Genomic DNA, 19,260 nt, shown 5'->3' on the forward strand with positions numbered 1-19,260 from the left:
CCCGTTACTTGGCTGAGGTGATGTCGAAATCGGCGCCCAGGCCGGCGAGCTTCTCGGTGAAGCGCTCGTAGCCGCGGTTGATGATGTCGATTCCGGTCACCCGGGACGTGCCGGTGGCGGCCAGTGCTGCGATGAGATGGCTGAAGCCGCCCCGGAGGTCCGGGACGTCGATGTCGGTGCCCTTGAGCTGCGTGGGGCCCGAGATGACGGCCGAGTGCAGGAAGTTGCGCTGGCCGAAGCGGCACGGCACGCTGCCGAGGCATTCCCGGTGCACCTGGATGTTGGCACCCATCCGAAGGAGGGCGTCAGTGAAGCCGAAACGGTTCTCGTAGACGGTTTCGTGGACGATTGACACACCCTCGGCCTGGGTCAGGGCTACAACGAGCGGCTGCTGCCAGTCGGTCATGAATCCCGGGTGCACGTCCGTTTCCAGGACGAGGGGGTTCAGCTTGCCGCCGCGGTGGTAGAAACGGATGCCGTCCTCGCCGATGTCCATGCCGCCGCCGACCTTGCGGTAGGTGTTCAGGAAGGTCATCATGTCGCGCTGGGATGCACCCTCGACAAAAATGTCTCCGCGTGTCACAAGCGCAGCTGAAGCCCAGGATGCGGACTCGTTGCGGTCCGAGAGGGCGCGGTGGTTGTAGCCGCCCAGGTCCTTCACGCCTTCGATCCGGATGGTGCGGTCCGTCTGGACGCTGATGATGGCGCCCATCTTCTGCAGCACGGCAATGAGGTCGATGATTTCCGGCTCCGTGGCGGCACCGGAGAGCTCCGTGATGCCTTCGGCACGGGTGGCGCTGAGAAGGACCTGTTCGGTGGCTCCCACCGACGGGTACGGCAGGGAGATCTTGGCCCCCTGAAGTCCCTTGGGCGCGGAAATGTGGATGCCGCCCGGGCGCTTTTCGACGACGGCCCCGAACTGACGCAGGACGTTCAGGTGGTAGTCAATCGGGCGGTCGCCGATCTTGCAGCCGCCCAGGTCCGGAATGAAGGCCTCACCGATCGCGTGGATCAGCGGGCCGCACAGCAGGATGGGGATCCGGGAATCGCCCGCGTGGGCGTCGATGGCGGTGCTGGACGCGGTCTTGGCGCCCTTCGGATCCAGGGTGAGGTCCCCGGTGACGGGGTCCTTGTCCACGGTGACGCCGTGGAGCTGGAGCAGGCTGGTGACAACCTCGACGTCCTTGATTTCAGGAACGTTGCGCAACACGGACGGCTCGTTGCCCAGGAGGGCAGCCACCATGGCCTTGGGGACAAGATTCTTGGCCCCGCGGACGGTGACGCGGCCAGTCAGCGGGACGCCTCCGCGGATTGTCAGAACACTACTCATATACCGGTTTCCTCACGACTACTCGCCCCCAAATCCTTACAAAGGCTCCAGCTAAGCATAGGAGCTTGCGTTACCGATCTGAAATACGGCACGCCTTTCGAAGGGCCCGCCACGGTCCGGAGCGGGCACAGCAGGGACCAGGCCCGGGCGCGGCAGCGTTCAGCAGCGGACCCGCGGCGTGGCGCGCCCGTCCGGTAATTCGGTCCGGTAATACCGTCCGGTCTAGGACAGCCGTGCCGGGAGGGTCTTCGGCTTGAAGGCAGGACGGGTCGCCTCGTAGGTGGTGATGTCTTCCTCGTGCTGGAGGGTCAGCCCGATGTCGTCCAGGCCTTCCAGCAGGCGCCAGCGCGTGTAGTCGTCAATCTCGAACGGAGCCACGATGTTGCCGCACATCACGGTCTTCGAGACGAGGTCCACCGTCACTTCGGTGCCGGGGGCGTTCTCCAGCACCTTCCAGATGAGCTCAATGTCATCCTGGGCGAGTTCAGCCGCCAGGAGGCCCTGCTTTCCGGAGTTGCCGCGGAAGATATCGGCGAACCGGGAGGACAGGACGGTCTTGAAGCCGTAGTCCTTCAGTGCCCACACAGCGTGCTCACGGGAGGACCCGGTGCCGAAGTCGGGCCCCGCAACCAGCACGGAGCCGGCGTTGAACGGTGCCTGGTTGAGGATGAAGGCCGGGTCCTTGCGCCAGGCGGCGAAGAGTGCGTCCTCGAAGCCGGTGCGGGTGATGCGCTTGAGGTAAACGGCGGGGATGATCTGGTCGGTGTCCACGTTGCTCTGGCGCAGCGGTACGCCGATCCCGGTGTGGGTGCTGAACTTTTCCATGGCGGATCCTTCGGTGCTGGGTAGGTCTGGGCGGCGTCTAAACGGCCTGGACTGGTCGGCGTTATCTAGGCGGCGCTGGTGCGGAGGGCGGCGGACTCCGGGGCGGGGTCCAGATCCGACGGCGAGCTCAGCGTTCCGCGGACCGCCGTCGCCGCCGCGACTACCGGCGAGACGAGGTGGGTGCGGCCGCCCTTGCCCTGGCGGCCCTCGAAGTTGCGGTTGGACGTGGAGGCGCAGCGCTCCCCCACGTCCAGCTGGTCCGGGTTCATGCCCAGGCACATGGAGCAGCCGGCGAAACGCCATTCGGCGCCGAACTCCTTGAAGACCTTGTCCAGGCCTTCCGCTTCGGCCTCGAGCCGGACGCGTGCCGAGCCCGGTACGACGAGCATGCGGATGTTCGGGTCCTTGGTGCGGCCGCGAATGACGTCCGCCGCAGCGCGAAGGTCCTCCATCCGGGAATTGGTGCAGGATCCCAGGAAGACCGTGTCCACCCGGATCTCCTTCATCGGCGTACCGGCTTCCAGGCCCATGTACTGCAGTGCCCGTTCGGCCGCGGCCTTGGCGTTTTCATCACCGAAGTCCTCGGGTGAGGGAACCTTGGAGGACAGCGAAACGCCCTGGCCGGGGTTGGTGCCCCAGGTAACAAAGGGTTCCAGCGTGTCGGCGTCCAGGTCCACCTCGACGTCGAACGTCGCGTCGTCTTCGGTGCGCAGGGTGTTCCAGTATTCGACGGCGGCGTCCCACTCCGCGCCCTCCGGCGCGTGCGGGCGTCCGTACATGTAGTCATAGGTGGTCTGGTCCGGGGCAACCAGGCCTGCACGTGCACCGGCTTCGATGGACATGTTGCAGATGGTCATCCGGGCTTCCATGGACAGCGCACGGATGGCGGAGCCCCGGTATTCCAGGACGTAGCCCTGCCCGCCGCCGGTGCCGATCTTGGCGATGACGGCCAGGATGATGTCCTTCGCCGAAACACCGGGACGGAGCGTGCCCTCGACGTTGATCGCCATGGTTTTGAACGGCTTCAGGGACAGCGTCTGCGTGGCCATCACGTGTTCCACCTCGGACGTGCCGATGCCCATGGCCAGTGCGCCGAATGCTCCGTGCGTGGACGTGTGCGAGTCGCCGCAGACCACGGTCATGCCCGGCTGGGTGAGCCCGAGCTGGGGGCCCACCACGTGGACGATTCCCTGCTCGGCGTCGCCCAGGGAATGCAGGCGGACGCCGAATTCCGCGCAGTTGTTGCGGAGGGTCTGGATCTGCGTCCGGCTGGTCAGATCGGCGATAGGCTTGTCGATGTCCAGCGTGGGGGTGTTGTGGTCCTCGGTGGCGATGGTGAGGTCCGGGCGGCGCAGTTTGCGGCCGGCCAGGCGGAGCCCCTCGAAGGCCTGCGGGGACGTGACTTCATGCACGAGGTGGAGGTCGATGTAGAGAAGGTCCGGCTGGGCATTGGCACCTTCGCCGTCGCCTTTGCGCACCACGTGCGCGTCCCAGACTTTCTCGGCCAATGTCTTTGCCATGGCCATCTCCCTTCACTGCTGTTGGCTGTTTGTATCCACTGAACCAGCACGCCCGCGTAATACGCCAGCCAAATGATTTGCATCTCAGATATTGAGACGGCAATATCAGTACATGGACAATTCTAGTGGAGTCGGCGTCATCGATAAAGCGGCCCACGTGCTTGACGCACTTGAGGCCGGACCCACCACCCTGGCGCAGCTGGTGGCTGCCACCGGACTGGCGCGTCCCACCGTGCACAGGCTTGCACTTGCACTGGTTCATCACCGGTTGGTGAGCCGCGACATCCAGGGGCGCTTTGTGCTGGGCAGCCGTCTGGTGGAGCTCGCGTCGGCCGCGGGCGAAGACAGGCTGATCGCTTCCGCGGGGCCGGTCCTGATGCAGCTGCGCGACGCCACCGGCGAAAGCGCGCAGATCTTCCGCCGGCAGGGTGACTGGCGCGTGTGCGTTGCGTCGGCTGAACGCCCCATCGGCCTCCGGGACACCATCCCGGTTGGTACGCAGCTTTCGATGAAGGCCGGCTCCGCCGCCCAGGTGCTGCTTGCCTGGGAGGACCACGACCGCCTCCTCGAAGGACTGCAGGCCGCGCGCTTTACGCCCACGGTCCTGGCGGGAGTACGACGGCGGGGCTGGGGCCAGAGCCTCGGCGAACGCGAGCCGGGGGTCGCCTCCGTTTCGGCGCCCGTCCGCGGTCCGTCCGGACGGGTGATTGCCGCCGTCTCGATTTCCGGGCCGATTGAGCGCCTGACGCGCCAGCCGGGCCGGCTGCATGCCGAAGTCGTCTGCAATGCCGCCCGTGTCCTCACCGAGGCACTGCGCAAAAACAACGACTGACCCGGCACAACACCCGCCGGACGCGGTTTGCCCGGCGTCCCCGGCCCGTTCGCGGGTTATAGGCTGTGCCCATGAAGAGCTATGCGGTATTCCTGCGCGGCATCAATGTGGGCGGCATCAACATCAAAATGGCGGACCTCAAGAATGCGCTGGCGTCCCGCGGATTCACCGGAGTGAAGACCCTCCTGGCAAGCGGCAACGTGGCCCTCGCCAGCAGTCTCGGGGCGGCAGCGGTCAAGAAGGACGTCGAAGCCTGCCTGCGTGAAGCCTTTGGTTATGACGCGTGGGTAGTGGTACTGACCGCCGACAGGGTTGCCGCGATCGTGGAGGCGTGCCCGTACCCGGCCGAAGACAAGGCGACCCATACCTACATCACGCTCAGTTCGGACAAGGCCATGCTGGACGAACTGTTCGAGGCAGGCGCCCGCCTGGACGGCACCCGGCAGCAAAGACTAGGTCCGGAGGCGATGGCCTGGCTGGCACCCGCCGGCGGCACCCTGGACAGCCCGTTCAGCAAGGTGTCGTCCAAGGTCCGCTACAAATCCAGCACCACCACGCGCAACCTGCGCACCATGATCAAGGTGCGCGACGCCACGGCAGCGCTGCACGGAGGCTGACCGCGGCAGCAACGCTAGCCGCGGCCGGCGGACTTCAGGGCCGCGTTGAAGGATTTCAGCCTGCTGACCTCGACTTCCACCGGTTCGACCACCAGCCTGTCCGCCACGGCAGCGACAGCCGCATTGAGCTTTTTCCGCGCCGCGGCGGCCCTCAGTCCGGCAGCCGCGCCGGCGATGACCTTCGCGGCGCTGGCCAGGACAATGCCAAGCACCGCTCCCCCGGCAATCAACAGGGTGGGCACAGGCCACCCCTCCACCCTGGCCACTTCCGGAACCGGCAGCTGGAGATAGCCGAGGCCTGCAAGGACGCCCAGCCAGGCGAGTCCGCCCAGGGCTGCCAGAAGGGCCAGCCACTGGACGGCGTTGAAAAGGCCCCACCACCACGATTTGCGTCCGGCCAGCAGGTCGGTGCCGGCAATGGCCTGGTCCAGCGCATCCGGCAACTGGTCCCGTCCTTCGCGCGCCGCGCTGCGGATGGCCGCACGCCAGGGCCCGGGAGCTCCGGTACTGGCCGCGTCCGCGAATTCCCGCACAGCCGCGTCCGTCCTGGCGCGTTCCGGTGCCCCCGCCGGCGGCAGCGATGTCCTGTTGACCTCGGCGCTGGCCCCTTCACGGCGGAGGTTGAGCCGCCGCAGCGGGTCGGGACGGAACCGGACCAGCCAGCGGGTCAGGGGCCAGCCGGTGCGCCGCGTTGCTTCGTGCCGGTACGACCGCGACACGGCTTCGACCACGAGCGGGACGTTGGCGGCCGCCGCAAGCTCGTCGGCCAGGCGCGACCGGGTGCCGGCCCTGACACCTGCCGCTTCCCCGTTTCCGGAGGCCGCCGCGAGCTGCGCCGAGGCCTTGGAAACATCCGCCGCCAGCCGCTGGGACAACGCCTGCCGTTGCAGCGCCACGTGGCGGATGGCCGCCCGGACTTTGTCCACGCCGGTCCCCGTCAGGGCAGAGGCACCGAGGACCTGGACTTTGCCCAGTCCGTCACGGGCCAGAATGGCTTTGAGCGATTCCAGCACGGGGGCGATGTCCGGTCCCGGAAGCAGGTCGATCTGGTTGAGCACCACCAGGGTGACCGCTCCGTGCGACGCCAGCGGCGCAAGGAAGTCGTTGTGCACTGCTGCGTCCGCATATTTCTGTGGGTCCAGCACCCACACGAGTACGTCCACCAGCCCCACCATCCGCTGGACAATTTCCCTGTTGGCGGCCTTCGTTGAGTCGAAGTCGGGCAGGTCCAGCAGGATCAGTCCCGTGGATTCATCGGCGAATCCCGGCACTGCCGGGAAATGGTGCCGCTTGTTCACCCCGAGCCAGTCCAGCAGCGGCTCGCTGCCCTCTGTTCCCCAGACGCCGGCCAGCGGTTCCGAGGTCGTGGGACGGCGTGCTGCCGCCGTCGCGATGTCAGCGCCGCCCACGGCGTTGAAGAGCGAGGACTTGCCGCTGCCCGTGGCACCAAAGAATCCCACCACCGTGTGTTCCGAGGACAGCGAACGGCGCGAACTGGCGCGCTCCAGGACCTGCAGCACGTCATCCAGCGACTCCTCGGGCAGCACCCCGCCGGCAAGCTCCCGCGCGTCGTTCAGGGCTTCCAGCCGGGTGTGGAGCCGCGAGGCTTCCCTGGTCCCGCTGTGCCTGCTCACGCGGACTCCGCCAGCCGCTGCAGGGCGCGGGCATGGCCTGCCAGCACGTCCGGTGAATCGCCGGCGGCAAAGTCCAGCCGTTCGAGGAAGCGCTGCTGCTCATCCTGCAGCAGGTTCTGGCACCGCGCGTTCAGGTCCTCACGCGCCGTCTTGGCCAGTCGCCGTACGGCATCTTCACCGAAGACGGCTTCCAGGAGCCTTTGACCGACAATGGCGGTCCCGCCCGCCACGCCGACCTCCAGGCCAGTGAGTCCGGCAGTCATGGAGAATACAACGATCATGAGGGAGGCTCCGAGCCCGTTGACCCCGAAGGAGAGCCACCGGGCCTGCGTGCGCTTGTCTTGGCCTTCGGTGCGGATGAGCTCCATCAGCCCTCCCTGCCACGCCCGGATCTCTGCCGCGACCCGGTCCGGGAAGCCGGCGCTGGTGCCGGAAAGGTCGTCGGTGCCCAGCAGTTGCCGGCCCGCCGGGTCCGAACGCCAGCGCTGGTCTGCATCCTCGGCCGCATTCGCCGCTTCGTCCATGATGACGGCCTGCAGCCCGGTTTCGATGGCTGTTTCGACCCTGACCGCCGGGGCAGGCTCTCCGCGGAAAAACGCACCCACCCGGTCCCGCATGCGCCCGATGTTTTGTTCCAGGACGCGGAAGAACTCGCCGGTGCCCACGAAGTCCTGCCAGCGGGCAAGGACTTCACCGCGCAGGAGGGCACCGTCCCGTGTGGCCTCCAGAATCCGGGTCACCGCGTCCTGATAGGCGGTGCGGACATCCTTGGCCAACACTTCCGCCGCCTGCTGCTGCTCCTGCGAGGCCCGGGCGAGGGCAGCGACGCGCCCGCTGAGCGTGCGCACGGTGCCGTTCAGCGTCCGCCGGGCAATCTCGGCCCGACCCGCCGCATCTGCCGCCAGTTCGCGCAACCACCGCCCCAGGGGTTCCACTGCTTCGGCGGGCAGCATTCCGAGGCGGTCGAGGGCGACCTCCCGGACAATGAACAGCTTCGCTGCGCCGAGGCCTTCCTGTTGCAGCATCGCCCGGAGGTCCGCGCTCACCTCCGCCTCTGCGGCAGGGGGCACCCGGTCCAGCACCACGGCCACCATGATGTCCCTGGCTGCGGCGTTGAGGAGCAGCTTCCAGGGGACGGCGTCAGCATAGCGATTCGCCGTTGTGACAAATACCCAGAGGTCGGCCGCCGCGAGCAATTGTCCTGCGAGCTTCCGGTTGTCATCCGAGACAGAGTCGACGTCCGGAGCATCCAGCAGCGCAATCCCTGCCGGCACCGCCGGATGCCCCACCAGCACCAAGGACGATATCGCGGCGGCATCCGGTGCGGCGCCGGCGCGGTTGGCTGGCACCTGAGCGTCCACCACAACACCCCTGATTCGGCTCAGGCTCGGCAGCACGCGCTGGTCTTCGAACCAGCCTGAGTCAACCGGATTGTGCAGCAGGATCGGCTGCCTGGTGGTTGGCCGGATGGCACCGGCCCGTGTGACGGGGTGGCCCACTAGGGCATTCACAAGGGTGGATTTCCCGGCCCCGGTGGATCCTCCCACGACCGCCAGAAGCGGAGCGTCCAGGCTGCGGAAACGCGGAAGGATGTAGTCATCCAGCTGCGACAACGCATTCCTGATATCAAGGCGGGCGGAGTCCGCTCCCGGCAGTGCGAGCGGCAGCACGGCCGTGCTGAGGTCACCGCGGACGGCTTCGAGCAGCTCCACGGCAGCGGCAGCCCGTGAGTTTGGCGCGGCCGGGCCCGGGGGCGGACTCTCAGATGGGGACGTCACAGCTTCATCATGCCAGTTCAGCCCCGGTCCGGCGCGCGAATCCGGCGGCAGTAACGCACGGAATGCACGGACGCCAGAAAGAACCCAATGGCGCGGTGGAAAGAAGAAGGAAAAGCAAAACGGCCCCGGGCTGTTGCCCGGGACCGTTTCGATGGTGACCCCAGCGGGATTCGAACCCGCGTTACCGCCGTGAGAGGGCAGCGTACTAGGCCGCTATACGATGGGGCCGCGTACTTCCGGATAGCATTTCTGCCATCAGGCTCAGTGATTGTTTCATACAAAGAGCCGGTGTTTCAAATCGACTAAACCGCTTTGAAACCGCTGATCCGCCGCACCGGAGTGCAGTATTTCAGAGCTGGGATACCAGGACTCGAACCTAGAATGACGGTACCAGAAACCGTAGTGTTGCCAATTACACCATATCCCAATGACGCTTTCGGGCCGGAGATTCAGGTCTAAACCTTTGCTCCGAGCGCCTCAGCACGAGTAATTACTTTACCCGAGAGTTTTGGCTGGCACAAATCGGGGCCCCTGGGCGCTCGGGCGAGACCGCCGCACGCCCCAGCCGGGAGGCAATCCGAACTGCGGGCCGAGAAATTCCTTGCAATTCCGGGCGAAACAAGTTTACTCTCGGTAAGTTACCACTCAGTAACTAGTCACCCTGCCCCTTCCCGACCGGCAGTTTCACGCCCAGCTCCAAGTGTTAGCTGCGTCACGGTCGGAGGCGTCCAGGGACAACAGCTCCTGCCAGAACCGTCGAGAGGAACCTCCGTGCCACAGAGTCGTGCCACTGCTCCCCCCAACAACCGCATCCGCACCCGCACCCAGCAGATCGCCATCGCGGTACTCGCCTTGCTCCTGATTGCACTCCTGGGTTTTTACACCGTGGTCACGGGGCGCATTACTGACGGATCTGCGCGGCTCAAGGACGGGGCCGGCCAGGCCTCCGCGGGTGCCGACCAGCTCCAGGACGGCGCCGGAAAACTTTCCACGGGTGCCGCGCTGGCAGACACGGGGGCGGGAAAGCTCTCGGCCGGGGCAGAGAAGGTCCGTTCCGGCATCACCGATAAGCTCGCTCCCGGCGCCGACCAGCTCCAAGCGGGCGCCGAGAAGCTCGCGGCCGGAGCGGTCAAGATTGAGGCGGACGTCAACAACAAACTCGCCCCCGGCGTGTACAAAGTTGATGACGGTGCGCAGAAGCTTGCCGCCGGGGCGGTCCAGCTTTCCGCAGCCTTGACTCCCACACCCGCCGGAAACGCGGAAAACAATCTGGCCGACGGCGCCACGCAGCTCAGCGACGGTGCCTCACGGCTGGAAGCCGGCGCTGGCCGGCTCGCTGCCGGGACGGATCAGCTCGTGGGCTACCCCGGGGCCAACGGCAATCCGGAGGCGGGTACGGGCACCGCTGCCCTGGCCCAGGCCCTTGAGCTGTTGCAGGCAGCCGCCGAAGACCCCGTCCAGGGGCTCGTACCGCTGTCCGTAGTGAAAGACAAGATTGCAAAAATCACGGCAGGCGCCCACAAGCTCGACGCCGGAGCCGCCCAGCTCCAGTCCGGCGCCGCACGGCTCCACCAAGGCACCGGGCAATTGCAGGCCGGCGCCGGCAGGCTGACCGCCGGCTTCACCACCCTGAGCGGCAAGCTCAACAGCCAGGATCCGGCGAGCCCCGGCGTTGTCCTCGGCACGCAGCTCCTGGCCGAGGGCACCGCCAAGATCAGGGTGGGGATGGACGGCGTGCCCGGAAACGCCGAGCGCCCGGGCCTGCTCAAGGCCACTGCCGGCATGACCGAAGGCTCCTCCCGGCTTGCCGCCGGGGCCGTGGCCCTGAACACCGGCGTCAAGGGCGACCCGGCTGACCCTGCCAAACCCGGGCTGCTGAGCGGTTCCGCGGCCCTGGCCGCCGGAGCCTCGGAACTCTCAGAGGGCAACACCAAGCTTGCCGCCGGTTCCACACAACTGGCCGCAGGGGCCGGCAGGCTCGCGGAGGGGAACGCCAAGGTAGCGGCTGGAACGGAGACGTTGCACTCGAGCGCCGCTGCGGTGTCGCCGTCAGATATGGCGGGACGGCCCGACGCCGGCACAGCAATCGGCATGGTGGGGGTGCTGGGACTGGGTTCCGTGGGTGCTTTTGTGGCCTTGCGCAACAAACGGCCGCGTCGGGATTCCGCCTGATGCCCGCCACCGGCCTTTACCCGAGCAGGTCCGCCAGTGAACCTACCTGGTGACCGGCGAAAGCAGACTCGGTTTCACCGCTGCGGTTCAGCCAGACGCCCAGCAGACCCGCCGCCGTCGAACCTTCTGCGTCAAGCAGCCGGTTGTCGCCCACGTAGAGCGTCTCGGCGGCGCTGCTGCCCAGGAGGCGGACCCCTTCAAGGTAGATGGCCGGATCCGGTTTGGGCACGCCCACCGTGTCCGTTCCCACCAGCACCCTGATGCGCTGCAGTCCCGCCGTGTCCAGCTTCACCCGCTGGTAGTCGTGGACGTTGTTGCTCACCGCCCCGTAGGGAATCCCGGCAGCGTCAAGGGCGTCCAGGACCGGAGTAACGTCCTCGAACGCACGCACGTAGCCGTGTTGCAGGGCCGCGTAGGACGTGACCCAGGCGTGGGACTCTTCACCCTCCTCGAGCTCCACGCCGAAGTGGCCCAGGGCAGCCCGTCCCCGGAGGAGCCGCTGCTCGTTGAAGGTCAGTTCGCCGGCAAGGTAGCGGTCATAGAAGTGTGTGGTTTCGTGCGTGAAGATCCGCCCGAACTTCTCCCACCCGGCCTGGTCCAGGCCGGGCAGGAGATGTTCGCTGACATCACGCAGCGCGGTGGTCATGGCGAATTCAAGGTCCACCAGGGTGTCGTCAATATCGAACAGAACACCCCGGATGACGCCAAAGCCCGTATGGAGGACACCGCCGCCGTCACCGCGCATGGCAGTCATCAGCCGCGGAACGCGTGCAGGCGGGCCAGCGATGAGGCCTTGCCCAGGATGACCATGGATTCAAAGAGCGGCGGGGAAATCCGCCGCCCCGAGATGGCCGTGCGGACAGGACCGAAGGCCAGCCTCGGCTTGATGCCCAGGTCCTCCACGAGCGCCTGCTTCAGCGCGGTCTGGATGTTCTCGGCGTTCCAGTCCGTGACGGCGCCCAGGGCGGCGGTCGCGGCGTCCAGGACCTCGGTGAGGTTTTCCGGCAGCCCCTTGCGGGCATCGTCCGCAACGTCGATGGCGTCGTCGTTCTTGAACAGGAAGGAAATCATCTCGGGCGCTTCGCCCAGCAGGGCAATGCGCTCCTGGATCAGCGGTGCGGCCTCGGCGAGGATCTCCTCCTCGCGTGCGGTCAGAGTGTCCCCCACCAGGTTGGCGGCGCGGAGGTACGGGACCAGGCGGCCCGTGAAATCGTCCGCCGCCAGCATCCGGATGTGCGTTCCGTTGATCGCTTCGGCCTTTTTGATGTCGAAGCGCGCGGGATTGGCCAGGACGTCGTGGACGTCGAAGTTTTCGATGAGCTGTTCCACGGTGAAGATATCCTCATCGGCGGACAGGCTCCAGCCCAGCAGCGAGAGGTAGTTGAGCAGGCCCTCGGGGATGAAGCCGCGGTCCCGGAGCAGGAACAGGTTGGACTGCGGATCGCGCTTGGACAGCTTTTTGTTGCCCTCGCCCATGACGTAGGGAAGGTGGCCGAACACCGGCATGTAGCTGGCGACGCCGATCTCCATCAGGGCGCGGATCAGCACCACCTGGCGGGGAGTTGAGGAGAGCAGGTCCTCGCCGCGCAGCACGTGGGTGATCGCCATCAGGGCGTCGTCAACGGGGTTCACCAGCGTGTACAGCGGGGAGCCGTCCGCGCGGACAATCACATAGTCCGGGATGCTGCCGGCCTTGAAGGTGATTTCGCCGCGGACCATGTCGGTGAACGTGACGTCCTCGTCAGGCATGCGGACGCGGAGCACAGGCTCGCGGCCATCGGCTTTGAACGCGGCAATCTGCTCGGCGCTGAGGTTGCGGTCGAAGTTGTCGTAGCCGAGCTTGGGGTCGCGGCCGGCGGCACGGTGACGCGCCTCCACTTCCTCCGGGGACGAGTAGCACTCGTAGGCGTAGCCGGCGTCCAGGAGCTTGGCCACCACGTCCTTGTAGAGGTCAAGGCGCTGTGACTGGCGGTACGGCTCGTGCGGGCCTCCCGTTTCCACGCCCTCTTCCCACGAGATGCCCAGCCACTTCAGCGCCTCAAGCAGCTGCTCGTAGCTCTCCTCGGAGTCGCGCGCCGCATCCGTGTCCTCGATGCGGAACACAAACGTTCCCTGGGTGTGCCGGGCGTAGGCCCAGTTGAACAGCGCCGTCCGGATCAGGCCCACGTGCGGGGTGCCGGTGGGCGACGGGCAGAACCGCACCCGGACCGGGGTTTCGGGGGTGACGGCAGGACTGGAAACGGCGTTGGACACAGAAGGAGTAGTCATAGTGACTCCAACTTTACCGCCTGCCCGGGGGAGCCGCCCCGCCACCAAATCCGCCGCCAGTTCCGCTGCAGAAACGGACAGCCGCCCCGGGAATTCCCGGGACGGCTGTCCGCGTTTCTGTGCGATTTTGTGTCTAGCGCGGGTTTTGTCTCTAGCGCCGGACGATCGGATTGGACAGGCGGCCGATGCCTTCGATCTCCACCTCAAAGCGGTCACCGGCCGTAACCACTCCCACACCCGCAGGTGTGCCGGTCATGATCACGTCGCCGGGAAGCAGCGTGAAGGCCTGCGACACGACCGCGACGAGTTCGCGGACGCCGCGGATCATCTGGCTGGTGCTGCCGTCCTGGCGGAGTTCACCGTTGAGCCAGCCCTGGATCCGGAGGTCATCGGTGTCCAGTTCGGTCTCGATCCACGGGCCCAGCGGAGCCGAGGTGTCAAAGCCCTTGGCCCGCGCCCACTGCAGGTCCGTCTTCTGGACGTCACGGGCGGTCAGGTCGTTGCCGCAGGTGTAGCCAAAGATGACGTCGTCGACGCGGTCCTCGGGAACGTCCTTGCAGATCCGTCCGATCACCACGCACAGCTCGGCTTCGAAGGAAACCTCGTCCGAGAATTCCGGCAGCACTATGGGATCGTTGGGGCCCACGACCGAGGTGTTGGGCTTAAGGAACAGGAGGGGCTGCTGCGGCACCTCGTTGCCCAGTTCCTTGGCGTGCTCAACGAAATTTCGTCCGACGCCCACAACTTTGCTGCGCGGGATGATGGGGGCCAGCAGCCGCACATCCTCAAGCTTGTACTTGACGGTGCTGCGTTCAACGCCGTTGAAGAAAGGGTCACCCTTGATGACAGTGACTTCCTCACTGCCGGGCTCGCCTTCAACAACGCCGTAGAGGGGATCGGAATCAGCTACAAAACGGGCGATACGCATGGTTCCTAGCGTACCGTCTCCGGTCAGCCGTCCTGCCGCGTGCTCAGCCCCGGATGTACTCCAACTGCGCGGCCACGGAGTTCTCCGCTGCCGGACGGACGGCGGGATCGATGTCCGAATAAACGGCGTCGGTGATTTCACGCACTCCTGCACCGGGGCCGAGCTCCGTCATAGCCGCACGGATCTGCGCAAGCCGTTCGTGGCGGTGCTCCCGATAGGCGCGGACAACGGCATCCAGCGCGGGGAGCACCGGCCCGTGCCCGGGAAGGACGGTGGCCGGTCCAAGCTTTTCGAGCCTGTCCAGGGTTGCCAGGTAGTCGCCCAGTTTGCCGTCGGGAAAATCCAGCACCGTGGTGCCGCGTCCCAGGATGGTGTCGCCGGTCAGCACTGATCCGTGCCGGCCGTCGCCGGGCAGGTGGAAGCACAGCGAGTCCGAGGTGTGGCCGGGGGTGGCAATGACGTGCAGCTCAACTCCGGCCGCGAGGATCGTTTCACCGTCAACGAGCGGATGACCCCCGTGGCAGTGCCGGGCGTCCGCAGCGCGGACCGGAGCCCCCGTGAGTTCGTGGAAGCGTGCGGCCGCTGCTGTGTGGTCCGCATGACGGTGCGTGACGAGGATGAGCTCCACACTCCCCTCCCCGGCCAGCTCCAGCAGATGCTGCTCATCCAACGGCCCGGGGTCCACCACTACCGAGCTCGCGGACTCCGGGCCGCCCAGCAAGTACGAATTGGTCCCGTCCAGGCTCATGGGCCCGGGATTGGGTGCCAGCCGGAAACGGGCCAGGTCGCTGGCGGGAAGAATCGACGGTGAGGATGCGGGATTCACCTGTCCATCTTCGCATTTCTGAGCCGGCAGGACCCGTCGCCCGGGCGGCGGCTGTTAGTGCTCGCCCGTTATGCCGTTGCTGCCCGCCTATTAATAGGGAGAAAAAGCCCCGCTGCGGGTAAAACTCTGGAAAGTACGACGCCGGGTGCCCCGCAAGCGTTGCGGGCCACCCGGCGTCGTGCGTCAGTCAGAAGGACTCAAGCGAGGCGCATCAGCCAGCCGTGGGTGTCCTCGACGGTGCCCGTCTGGATGCCGAGGAGCTGCTCGCGGATGGCCATGGTGGTCTCCCCTGCCTTCGCATCCTCGGAGCCGATGAACTCCGTGGCGTCCTTGAGGACACCGATGGGCGTGATGACGGCCGCGGTCCCGCAGGCGAAGACCTCGGTGATCTCGCCCGATGCGACACCGTCGCGCCATTCGTCCAGGGTGATCTTGCGCTCCGTGACGGTGCGGCCCATGTCCTTGGCCACCTGCATGACGGACATCCGGGTGACACCTTCAAGGATGGTTCCGGTCAGGGCGGGCGTCACCAGCGAACCGTCCTTCATAACGAAGAACACGTTCATGCCGCCAAGTTCCTCAACGGCGTTGTCGTTGAACTGGTCCAGGAAGAGGACCTGCTTGCAGCCGTGGGCCTCAGCCTCCTGCTGCGCGATGAGGGACGCCGCATAGTTGCCGCCGCACTTGGCCGCACCGGTTCCGCCGCGGCCCGCACGGGCGTACTCACGCGAGATCCAGATCGAAACGGGCTTCAGTTCGCCGCCGAAGTAGTTACCGGCCGGTGATGCGATCACGCGGAAGGAGACCTCCCTGGCTGCACGGACGCCCAGGAACGCCTCGGTGGCGATCATGAACGGACGGAGGTACAGGGCCTCGCCGTCCCCCGCCGGGACCCATTCGCGGTCGGCCTGCACGAGTTCGCGGATGGCTCCGAGGAAGTATTCTTCCGGAAGTTCCGGCAGCGCGAGCCTGCGTGCGGACTTGTTCAGTCGCGCGGCGTTGGCCTCGGGACGGAACGTCCACACCGAGCCGTCGGCATGGCGGTAGGCCTTGAGCCCCTCAAAGATCTCCTGGCCGTAGTGAAGCACCGCCGCCGAAGGGTCGAGTGAGATGGGACCGTATGCCTCAATGCGCGCGTCATGCCAGCCGCCCTTGCCGGTCTCGTCGACGCTGTAGTCGACGACCGCGGTGTGGTCGGTGAAATAGTTGCCGAAACCTGGGTTCGCCAGGATGGCTGCACGCTCTTCAGCAGACTTCGGGGTTGCCGAGGGCTGCTGGGTGAATTCGACGCCATGGGCAGTCTGAGTCATGGTTCCTCCACGGTCGGCTGCCTGGTGTGTGAACGTGGTTCAGCGTCGGACCACGGCAGCATATTGGTGATTCGAAACAAGCTTACGCCTGATGCGGGCCCCTACAGGGCGGCAGCGATTGCGTCGCCCACAGCACTCGTGCTGCGTGCCTCGCCGTTGCGGCCTTCAACGTCGGCAATGACCGCCGCCTCGATCTTTTTCGCCGCGTCGGTGTAGCCGAGGTGGTCCAGGAGCAGCGCCGCCGACAGGATGGCCGCGGTGGGGTCTGCCTTCTGCTGGCCGGCGATGTCAGGAGCCGATCCATGCACCGGTTCGAACATGGACGGTGCGGTGCGCTCCATGTTGATGTTGCCCGAGGCAGCCAGCCCGATGCCTCCGGTGACGGCAGCGGCGAGGTCCGTGATGATGTCGCCGAAAAGGTTGTCCGTGACAATCACGTCGAAGCGCGAGGGGTCGGTGACCATGAAGATCGTTGCTGCGTCAATGTGCAGGTAGTCGTGGGTGACGTCCGGGAATTCCTGTGCCACCGCTTCAACGGTGCGCTTCCACAGGTGGCCCGCGTAGACCAGCACGTTGTGCTTGTGGACAAGGGTGACGTGCTTGCGCGGACGTTCGCTGGCCCGGCGGAACGCATCGCGGACCACGCGCTCCACGCCGTGGGCGGTGTTCAGGGAAACCTCGGTGGCAACCTCGTGTATGGTCCCGGCGCGGAGGGTGCCGCCGTTGCCCACGTAGGGCCCCTCGGTACCTTCGCGGACCACAATGAAATCAATGACGCCGGGGTTGGCCAGCGGGCTGCCCACGCTGCCGAACAGGCGTGACGGGCGTAGGTTGACGAAGTGGTCCAGGCTGAAGCGCAGCTTGAGGAGCATCTCCCGCTCGATGATGCCGGACGGGATCCGGGTGTCGCCGGGGGCTGCCCCGACGGCGCCGAACAGGATGGCGTCACGGGTCCGGAGATCGCTCAGCACTTCCTCCGGGAGGGTCTCGCCCGTCTCCAGCCAGTGCTGGGCTCCCAGCTTGTAGTGGGTCTGGTCCAGCGTGACGCCTTCAGCGGCCACAACCTTCTCCAGGACCTTCAAAGCTTCGGCGATGACCTCGGGGCCGATGCCGTCGCCGGGAATGACTGCAAGATTAATGGTGGATGCGCTCATGCTTTCAGGGTAGCCAAGGCATCCACATGATGGTCAAGTTGTCTCAATATTCGAACACACCGCGGCCCGGGAGCCCGTCGGCGGGCCAGACCTACTGCGTGGCGGCCGGCCCGGAACGTCAGCGCCCCGGCACCGGCGAGGCCACTACAGCCACGTTCTTGCCCCACGGATCCTCTGTGTAGCAGCTGATGAGGACCAGACGGTTGGGGGCAACCGTCCAGATGGGGCTGTCCTTCAAGGTGGCCTTGGTATAGGTGGTGACGGACTCCACGGTGTACGTCATGGTGCCGGCAGTTGTGGTGACCGTCAGTTCGTCTCCGGCCGCGGCGGCTGAACTCAGGTGGTTGAAGGGCGCATCCAGGCCTTCCCAGCTGTGGCCGATGACGTATGTCGTGTTGGTGGACCCGGCCCCGGGCGTCCCGAAGGGAGTCAGCCAATAACCGTCCATCGTCTCCGGCGGGACGATGCTGTGGCTTTCGGCATCAAGGGAATCGGGCTCCAGCGGATGCACCACCACGTCCATTCCGGCCGCCGGGTAGGTGATCCTTTGCGGCGCAGACGCAGCAGGGTAGGAAACGGCCGGCTGCGCCGCAGCCGCGCCGCCGTCGGCGAGTGTCACAGCGGGCGGCGCGGTCGGTGCCGGCGCCGCTACGGGTGCCGGGGTTCCCGTCGCCGGCGCCTCTGCCCGATCCAACGGATCGGGAAGCTGCCCCGACAGCACTATCGCTGTTGGCTCCCCGGCTGCCGGCGCACCGTGGTCACCGGTCCCCGTCACGCCGTAAACCAGCCACGCTGCGAGAAGCCCCGCGGCGCATACGGCGAGCACCAGGACGTCCCGGTAGCTAAGCAGCAGGCCACGGATCCGGGCGGCACGCATTCGCCGGTTACGGCGGTGACTGACCATAAAAGGCTCCTGATGACGCTGAGACTGAAATGCTGAAACAGGAGGGCGGGTGCCGTAACTTCACGGCACCCGCCCCTGGGTTGAGTACCCTAGCCGTTCGCGCCGCGGGAGCGCAGGCCGCCCTTCACGAGCACCCACGCCCCCACCGCCGTAAAGAGGGCGGTCAACCCGGACAGCCATGCCGGGATCCCGGTGCCTGAGCTCCCCACAGCAGTCTGGACGTTGTAGCCCACGTTGCTCGCAGCCGGAACGGCTCCGGCAGCTGCCGCCCGGGACGTTGACGCAACAGGCGCCACCGTTGCCGCGGCCGGCGGGACAACCGCAGCCGGTGCAGCCGCAGGCGGCACGGCGGCAGGCAGCACTCCGTCCGGGACAACAGCTGCCGGCGGGACAACCGCGTCAACGGTATCCACCGGACCCGGATCAACGGGGCCAGGGTCTACCGGGCCAGGATCCACGGGTCCCGGATCAACCGGACCTGGGTCCACGGGTCCCGGATCCACCGGGCCAGGATCCACGGGACCCGGGTCGACCGGACCTGGGTCCACGGGTCCCGGATCCACCGGAACGGGTGGCGCCACGCAGTTGTTAGCCAGCAGGATGAGGTTGGCCGGCGTGAGGTTCTGCCCGTGGGGAATGTCATTCCCCACGTTCGCCGGCACAATGTCGGCGGTATCACCGACGTGGGCGGCCAACGCGTTGAGGTTGATTGTTTCCAAGAGATAGGGGTTGGACGCCGAGCCTGTGGCGTGGCAGATGGTGATCTTGTCCGACGGTGCGGCGTTCGCTGCAACTGTGGCACCCATCAGCCCCAGCCCCACCACCCCCAGAGTGGCGATAGTGCGTTTCATTTTCGGTCCCTCCATAGCAATTCCGATTCGAACCGACCAGACTGCGTGGAGTAACCGTCTTGAGACCAGGAACTGCTAAACCCGTGTGAGACCTCAAAAGCGAAATGAACGGTGACAGTTACTCCCCAGACTTCGTCATCAGTTCGCTTGCCTTTTCAGGCTAGGTTTGCGGCGAAGGTTAAGCCCGAGTAACAGGTACGCGATTACCCGGCCGGGCACGGCTGCCAATTACCTGCTTCATGAATATATTCACTCGCATGCATAGGCTGAACTACTTGGAAGCAGTACCTGCGCGCTGCTGCCCAAAGGCT

At 66.3% G+C, this 19,260-nt stretch carries 16 protein-coding genes and 2 tRNA genes; 3 read left to right on the forward strand and 15 right to left on the reverse strand.

Annotated elements, in window-relative coordinates:
• Positions 1 to 4: 4 nt before the first annotated feature.
• From murA to leuC, 3 genes are all read right to left on the reverse strand, one after another.
• Positions 5 to 1,330, reverse strand: coding sequence for a UDP-N-acetylglucosamine 1-carboxyvinyltransferase (gene murA / locus AB0N24_RS08820; RefSeq protein WP_364122949.1), 1,326 nt, complete (start codon positions 1,328 to 1,330; stop codon positions 5 to 7).
• A 222-nt stretch (positions 1,331 to 1,552) separates the two neighbouring features.
• Positions 1,553 to 2,155, reverse strand: coding sequence for a 3-isopropylmalate dehydratase small subunit (gene leuD, locus AB0N24_RS08825; RefSeq protein ID WP_104175385.1), 603 nt, complete (start codon positions 2,153 to 2,155; stop codon positions 1,553 to 1,555).
• Positions 2,156 to 2,220: 65 nt separating this feature from the next.
• Complete coding sequence (gene leuC, locus AB0N24_RS08830; RefSeq protein WP_364122952.1) at positions 2,221 to 3,675, reverse strand: 3-isopropylmalate dehydratase large subunit; 1,455 nt, start codon at positions 3,673 to 3,675, stop codon at positions 2,221 to 2,223.
• Between the two features lie 112 nt (positions 3,676 to 3,787).
• On the opposite strand from leuC, the gene AB0N24_RS08835 reads away from it, so the two are divergent.
• Positions 3,788 to 4,507 (forward strand): IclR family transcriptional regulator, encoded by a 720-nt coding sequence (locus tag AB0N24_RS08835; RefSeq protein ID WP_011692361.1) that lies wholly within the window; start codon positions 3,788 to 3,790, stop codon positions 4,505 to 4,507.
• Positions 4,508 to 4,578: 71 nt separating this feature from the next.
• Entirely contained in the window at positions 4,579 to 5,124 is a 546-nt protein-coding gene (locus AB0N24_RS08840; protein WP_364122954.1) for a DUF1697 domain-containing protein, read from the forward strand.
• 14 nt (positions 5,125 to 5,138) lie between these two features.
• Here the strand turns inward: AB0N24_RS08840 and AB0N24_RS08845 are convergent, their stop codons facing one another.
• The 4 genes from AB0N24_RS08845 to AB0N24_RS08860 form a co-directional block, all read right to left on the reverse strand.
• Positions 5,139 to 6,758: a GTPase gene (locus AB0N24_RS08845; RefSeq protein WP_364122956.1), complete on the reverse strand. Its 1,620-nt coding sequence runs from the start codon at positions 6,756 to 6,758 to the stop codon at positions 5,139 to 5,141.
• The gene (locus AB0N24_RS08850) at positions 6,755 to 8,536 is read right to left on the reverse strand and encodes a dynamin family protein (RefSeq protein ID WP_364122958.1); all 1,782 of its coding nucleotides are present in this window, start codon (positions 8,534 to 8,536) and stop codon (positions 6,755 to 6,757) included. The genes AB0N24_RS08845 and AB0N24_RS08850 overlap by 4 nt, the downstream gene beginning before the upstream one ends.
• A 152-nt stretch (positions 8,537 to 8,688) precedes the next feature.
• A tRNA-Glu gene (locus AB0N24_RS08855) sits at positions 8,689 to 8,764 on the reverse strand.
• A 127-nt stretch (positions 8,765 to 8,891) separates the two neighbouring features.
• A tRNA-Gln gene (locus AB0N24_RS08860) sits at positions 8,892 to 8,963 on the reverse strand.
• Between the two features lie 344 nt (positions 8,964 to 9,307).
• Here AB0N24_RS08860 and AB0N24_RS08865 point away from each other — a divergent pair.
• The gene (locus AB0N24_RS08865) at positions 9,308 to 10,708 is read left to right on the forward strand and encodes a hypothetical protein (protein WP_364122960.1); all 1,401 of its coding nucleotides are present in this window, start codon (positions 9,308 to 9,310) and stop codon (positions 10,706 to 10,708) included.
• A 16-nt stretch (positions 10,709 to 10,724) separates the two neighbouring features.
• On the opposite strand, the gene AB0N24_RS08870 is transcribed toward AB0N24_RS08865, so the two are convergent.
• The 8 genes from AB0N24_RS08870 to AB0N24_RS08905 form a co-directional block, all read right to left on the reverse strand.
• A complete protein-coding gene (locus tag AB0N24_RS08870; protein WP_214952820.1) occupies positions 10,725 to 11,462 on the reverse strand; it encodes an HAD family hydrolase in 738 nt (245 codons plus the stop codon).
• Positions 11,462 to 12,976 carry a glutamate--tRNA ligase gene (gltX, locus tag AB0N24_RS08875; protein WP_364122962.1) on the reverse strand — a complete coding sequence of 505 codons (1,515 nt, stop codon included), beginning with the start codon at positions 12,974 to 12,976 and terminating at the stop codon, positions 11,462 to 11,464. The genes AB0N24_RS08870 and gltX overlap by 1 nt, the downstream gene beginning before the upstream one ends.
• A 151-nt stretch (positions 12,977 to 13,127) precedes the next feature.
• Entirely contained in the window at positions 13,128 to 13,904 is a 777-nt protein-coding gene (locus tag AB0N24_RS08880) for a fumarylacetoacetate hydrolase family protein (protein ID WP_364122964.1), read from the reverse strand.
• Between the two features lie 43 nt (positions 13,905 to 13,947).
• Positions 13,948 to 14,730, reverse strand: coding sequence for an MBL fold metallo-hydrolase (locus AB0N24_RS08885; protein ID WP_364122966.1), 783 nt, complete (start codon positions 14,728 to 14,730; stop codon positions 13,948 to 13,950).
• Between the two features lie 197 nt (positions 14,731 to 14,927).
• Entirely contained in the window at positions 14,928 to 16,040 is a 1,113-nt protein-coding gene (locus AB0N24_RS08890; RefSeq protein WP_364122968.1) for a branched-chain amino acid aminotransferase, read from the reverse strand.
• A gap of 101 nt (positions 16,041 to 16,141) precedes the next feature.
• A complete protein-coding gene (locus tag AB0N24_RS08895; protein WP_364122970.1) occupies positions 16,142 to 17,194 on the reverse strand; it encodes a 3-isopropylmalate dehydrogenase in 1,053 nt (350 codons plus the stop codon).
• Between the two features lie 118 nt (positions 17,195 to 17,312).
• Positions 17,313 to 18,098, reverse strand: coding sequence for a class F sortase (locus AB0N24_RS08900; RefSeq protein ID WP_364122972.1), 786 nt, complete (start codon positions 18,096 to 18,098; stop codon positions 17,313 to 17,315).
• An 89-nt stretch (positions 18,099 to 18,187) separates the two neighbouring features.
• Entirely contained in the window at positions 18,188 to 18,949 is a 762-nt protein-coding gene (locus tag AB0N24_RS08905; protein ID WP_364122974.1) for a hypothetical protein, read from the reverse strand.
• Positions 18,950 to 19,260: the final 311 nt, after the last annotated feature.

Origin of the sequence: Arthrobacter sp. NPDC093128, from assembly GCF_040683875.1 — a bacterium.
Classification (GTDB): domain Bacteria; phylum Actinomycetota; class Actinomycetes; order Actinomycetales; family Micrococcaceae; genus Arthrobacter.

What these genes read in the sequence shown, in the direction of transcription:
- murA (WP_364122949.1), bottom strand. Translation starts at nt 1,330, where the DNA reads ATGAGTAGTGTTCTGACAATCCGCGGAGGCGTCCCGCTGACTGGCCGC.
- leuD (WP_104175385.1), bottom strand. Translation starts at nt 2,155, where the DNA reads ATGGAAAAGTTCAGCACCCACACCGGGATCGGCGTACCGCTGCGCCAG.
- leuC (WP_364122952.1), bottom strand. Translation starts at nt 3,675, where the DNA reads ATGGCAAAGACATTGGCCGAGAAAGTCTGGGACGCGCACGTGGTGCGC.
- AB0N24_RS08835 (WP_011692361.1), top strand. Translation starts at nt 3,788, where the DNA reads ATGGACAATTCTAGTGGAGTCGGCGTCATCGATAAAGCGGCCCACGTG.
- AB0N24_RS08840 (WP_364122954.1), top strand. Translation starts at nt 4,579, where the DNA reads ATGAAGAGCTATGCGGTATTCCTGCGCGGCATCAATGTGGGCGGCATC.
- AB0N24_RS08870 (WP_214952820.1), bottom strand. Translation starts at nt 11,462, where the DNA reads ATGACTGCCATGCGCGGTGACGGCGGCGGTGTCCTCCATACGGGCTTT.
- gltX (WP_364122962.1), bottom strand. Translation starts at nt 12,976, where the DNA reads ATGACTACTCCTTCTGTGTCCAACGCCGTTTCCAGTCCTGCCGTCACC.
- AB0N24_RS08880 (WP_364122964.1), bottom strand. Translation starts at nt 13,904, where the DNA reads ATGCGTATCGCCCGTTTTGTAGCTGATTCCGATCCCCTCTACGGCGTT.
- AB0N24_RS08890 (WP_364122968.1), bottom strand. Translation starts at nt 16,040, where the DNA reads ATGACTCAGACTGCCCATGGCGTCGAATTCACCCAGCAGCCCTCGGCA.
- AB0N24_RS08895 (WP_364122970.1), bottom strand. Translation starts at nt 17,194, where the DNA reads ATGAGCGCATCCACCATTAATCTTGCAGTCATTCCCGGCGACGGCATC.
- AB0N24_RS08900 (WP_364122972.1), bottom strand. Translation starts at nt 18,098, where the DNA reads ATGGTCAGTCACCGCCGTAACCGGCGAATGCGTGCCGCCCGGATCCGT.
- AB0N24_RS08905 (WP_364122974.1), bottom strand. Translation starts at nt 18,949, where the DNA reads ATGAAACGCACTATCGCCACTCTGGGGGTGGTGGGGCTGGGGCTGATG.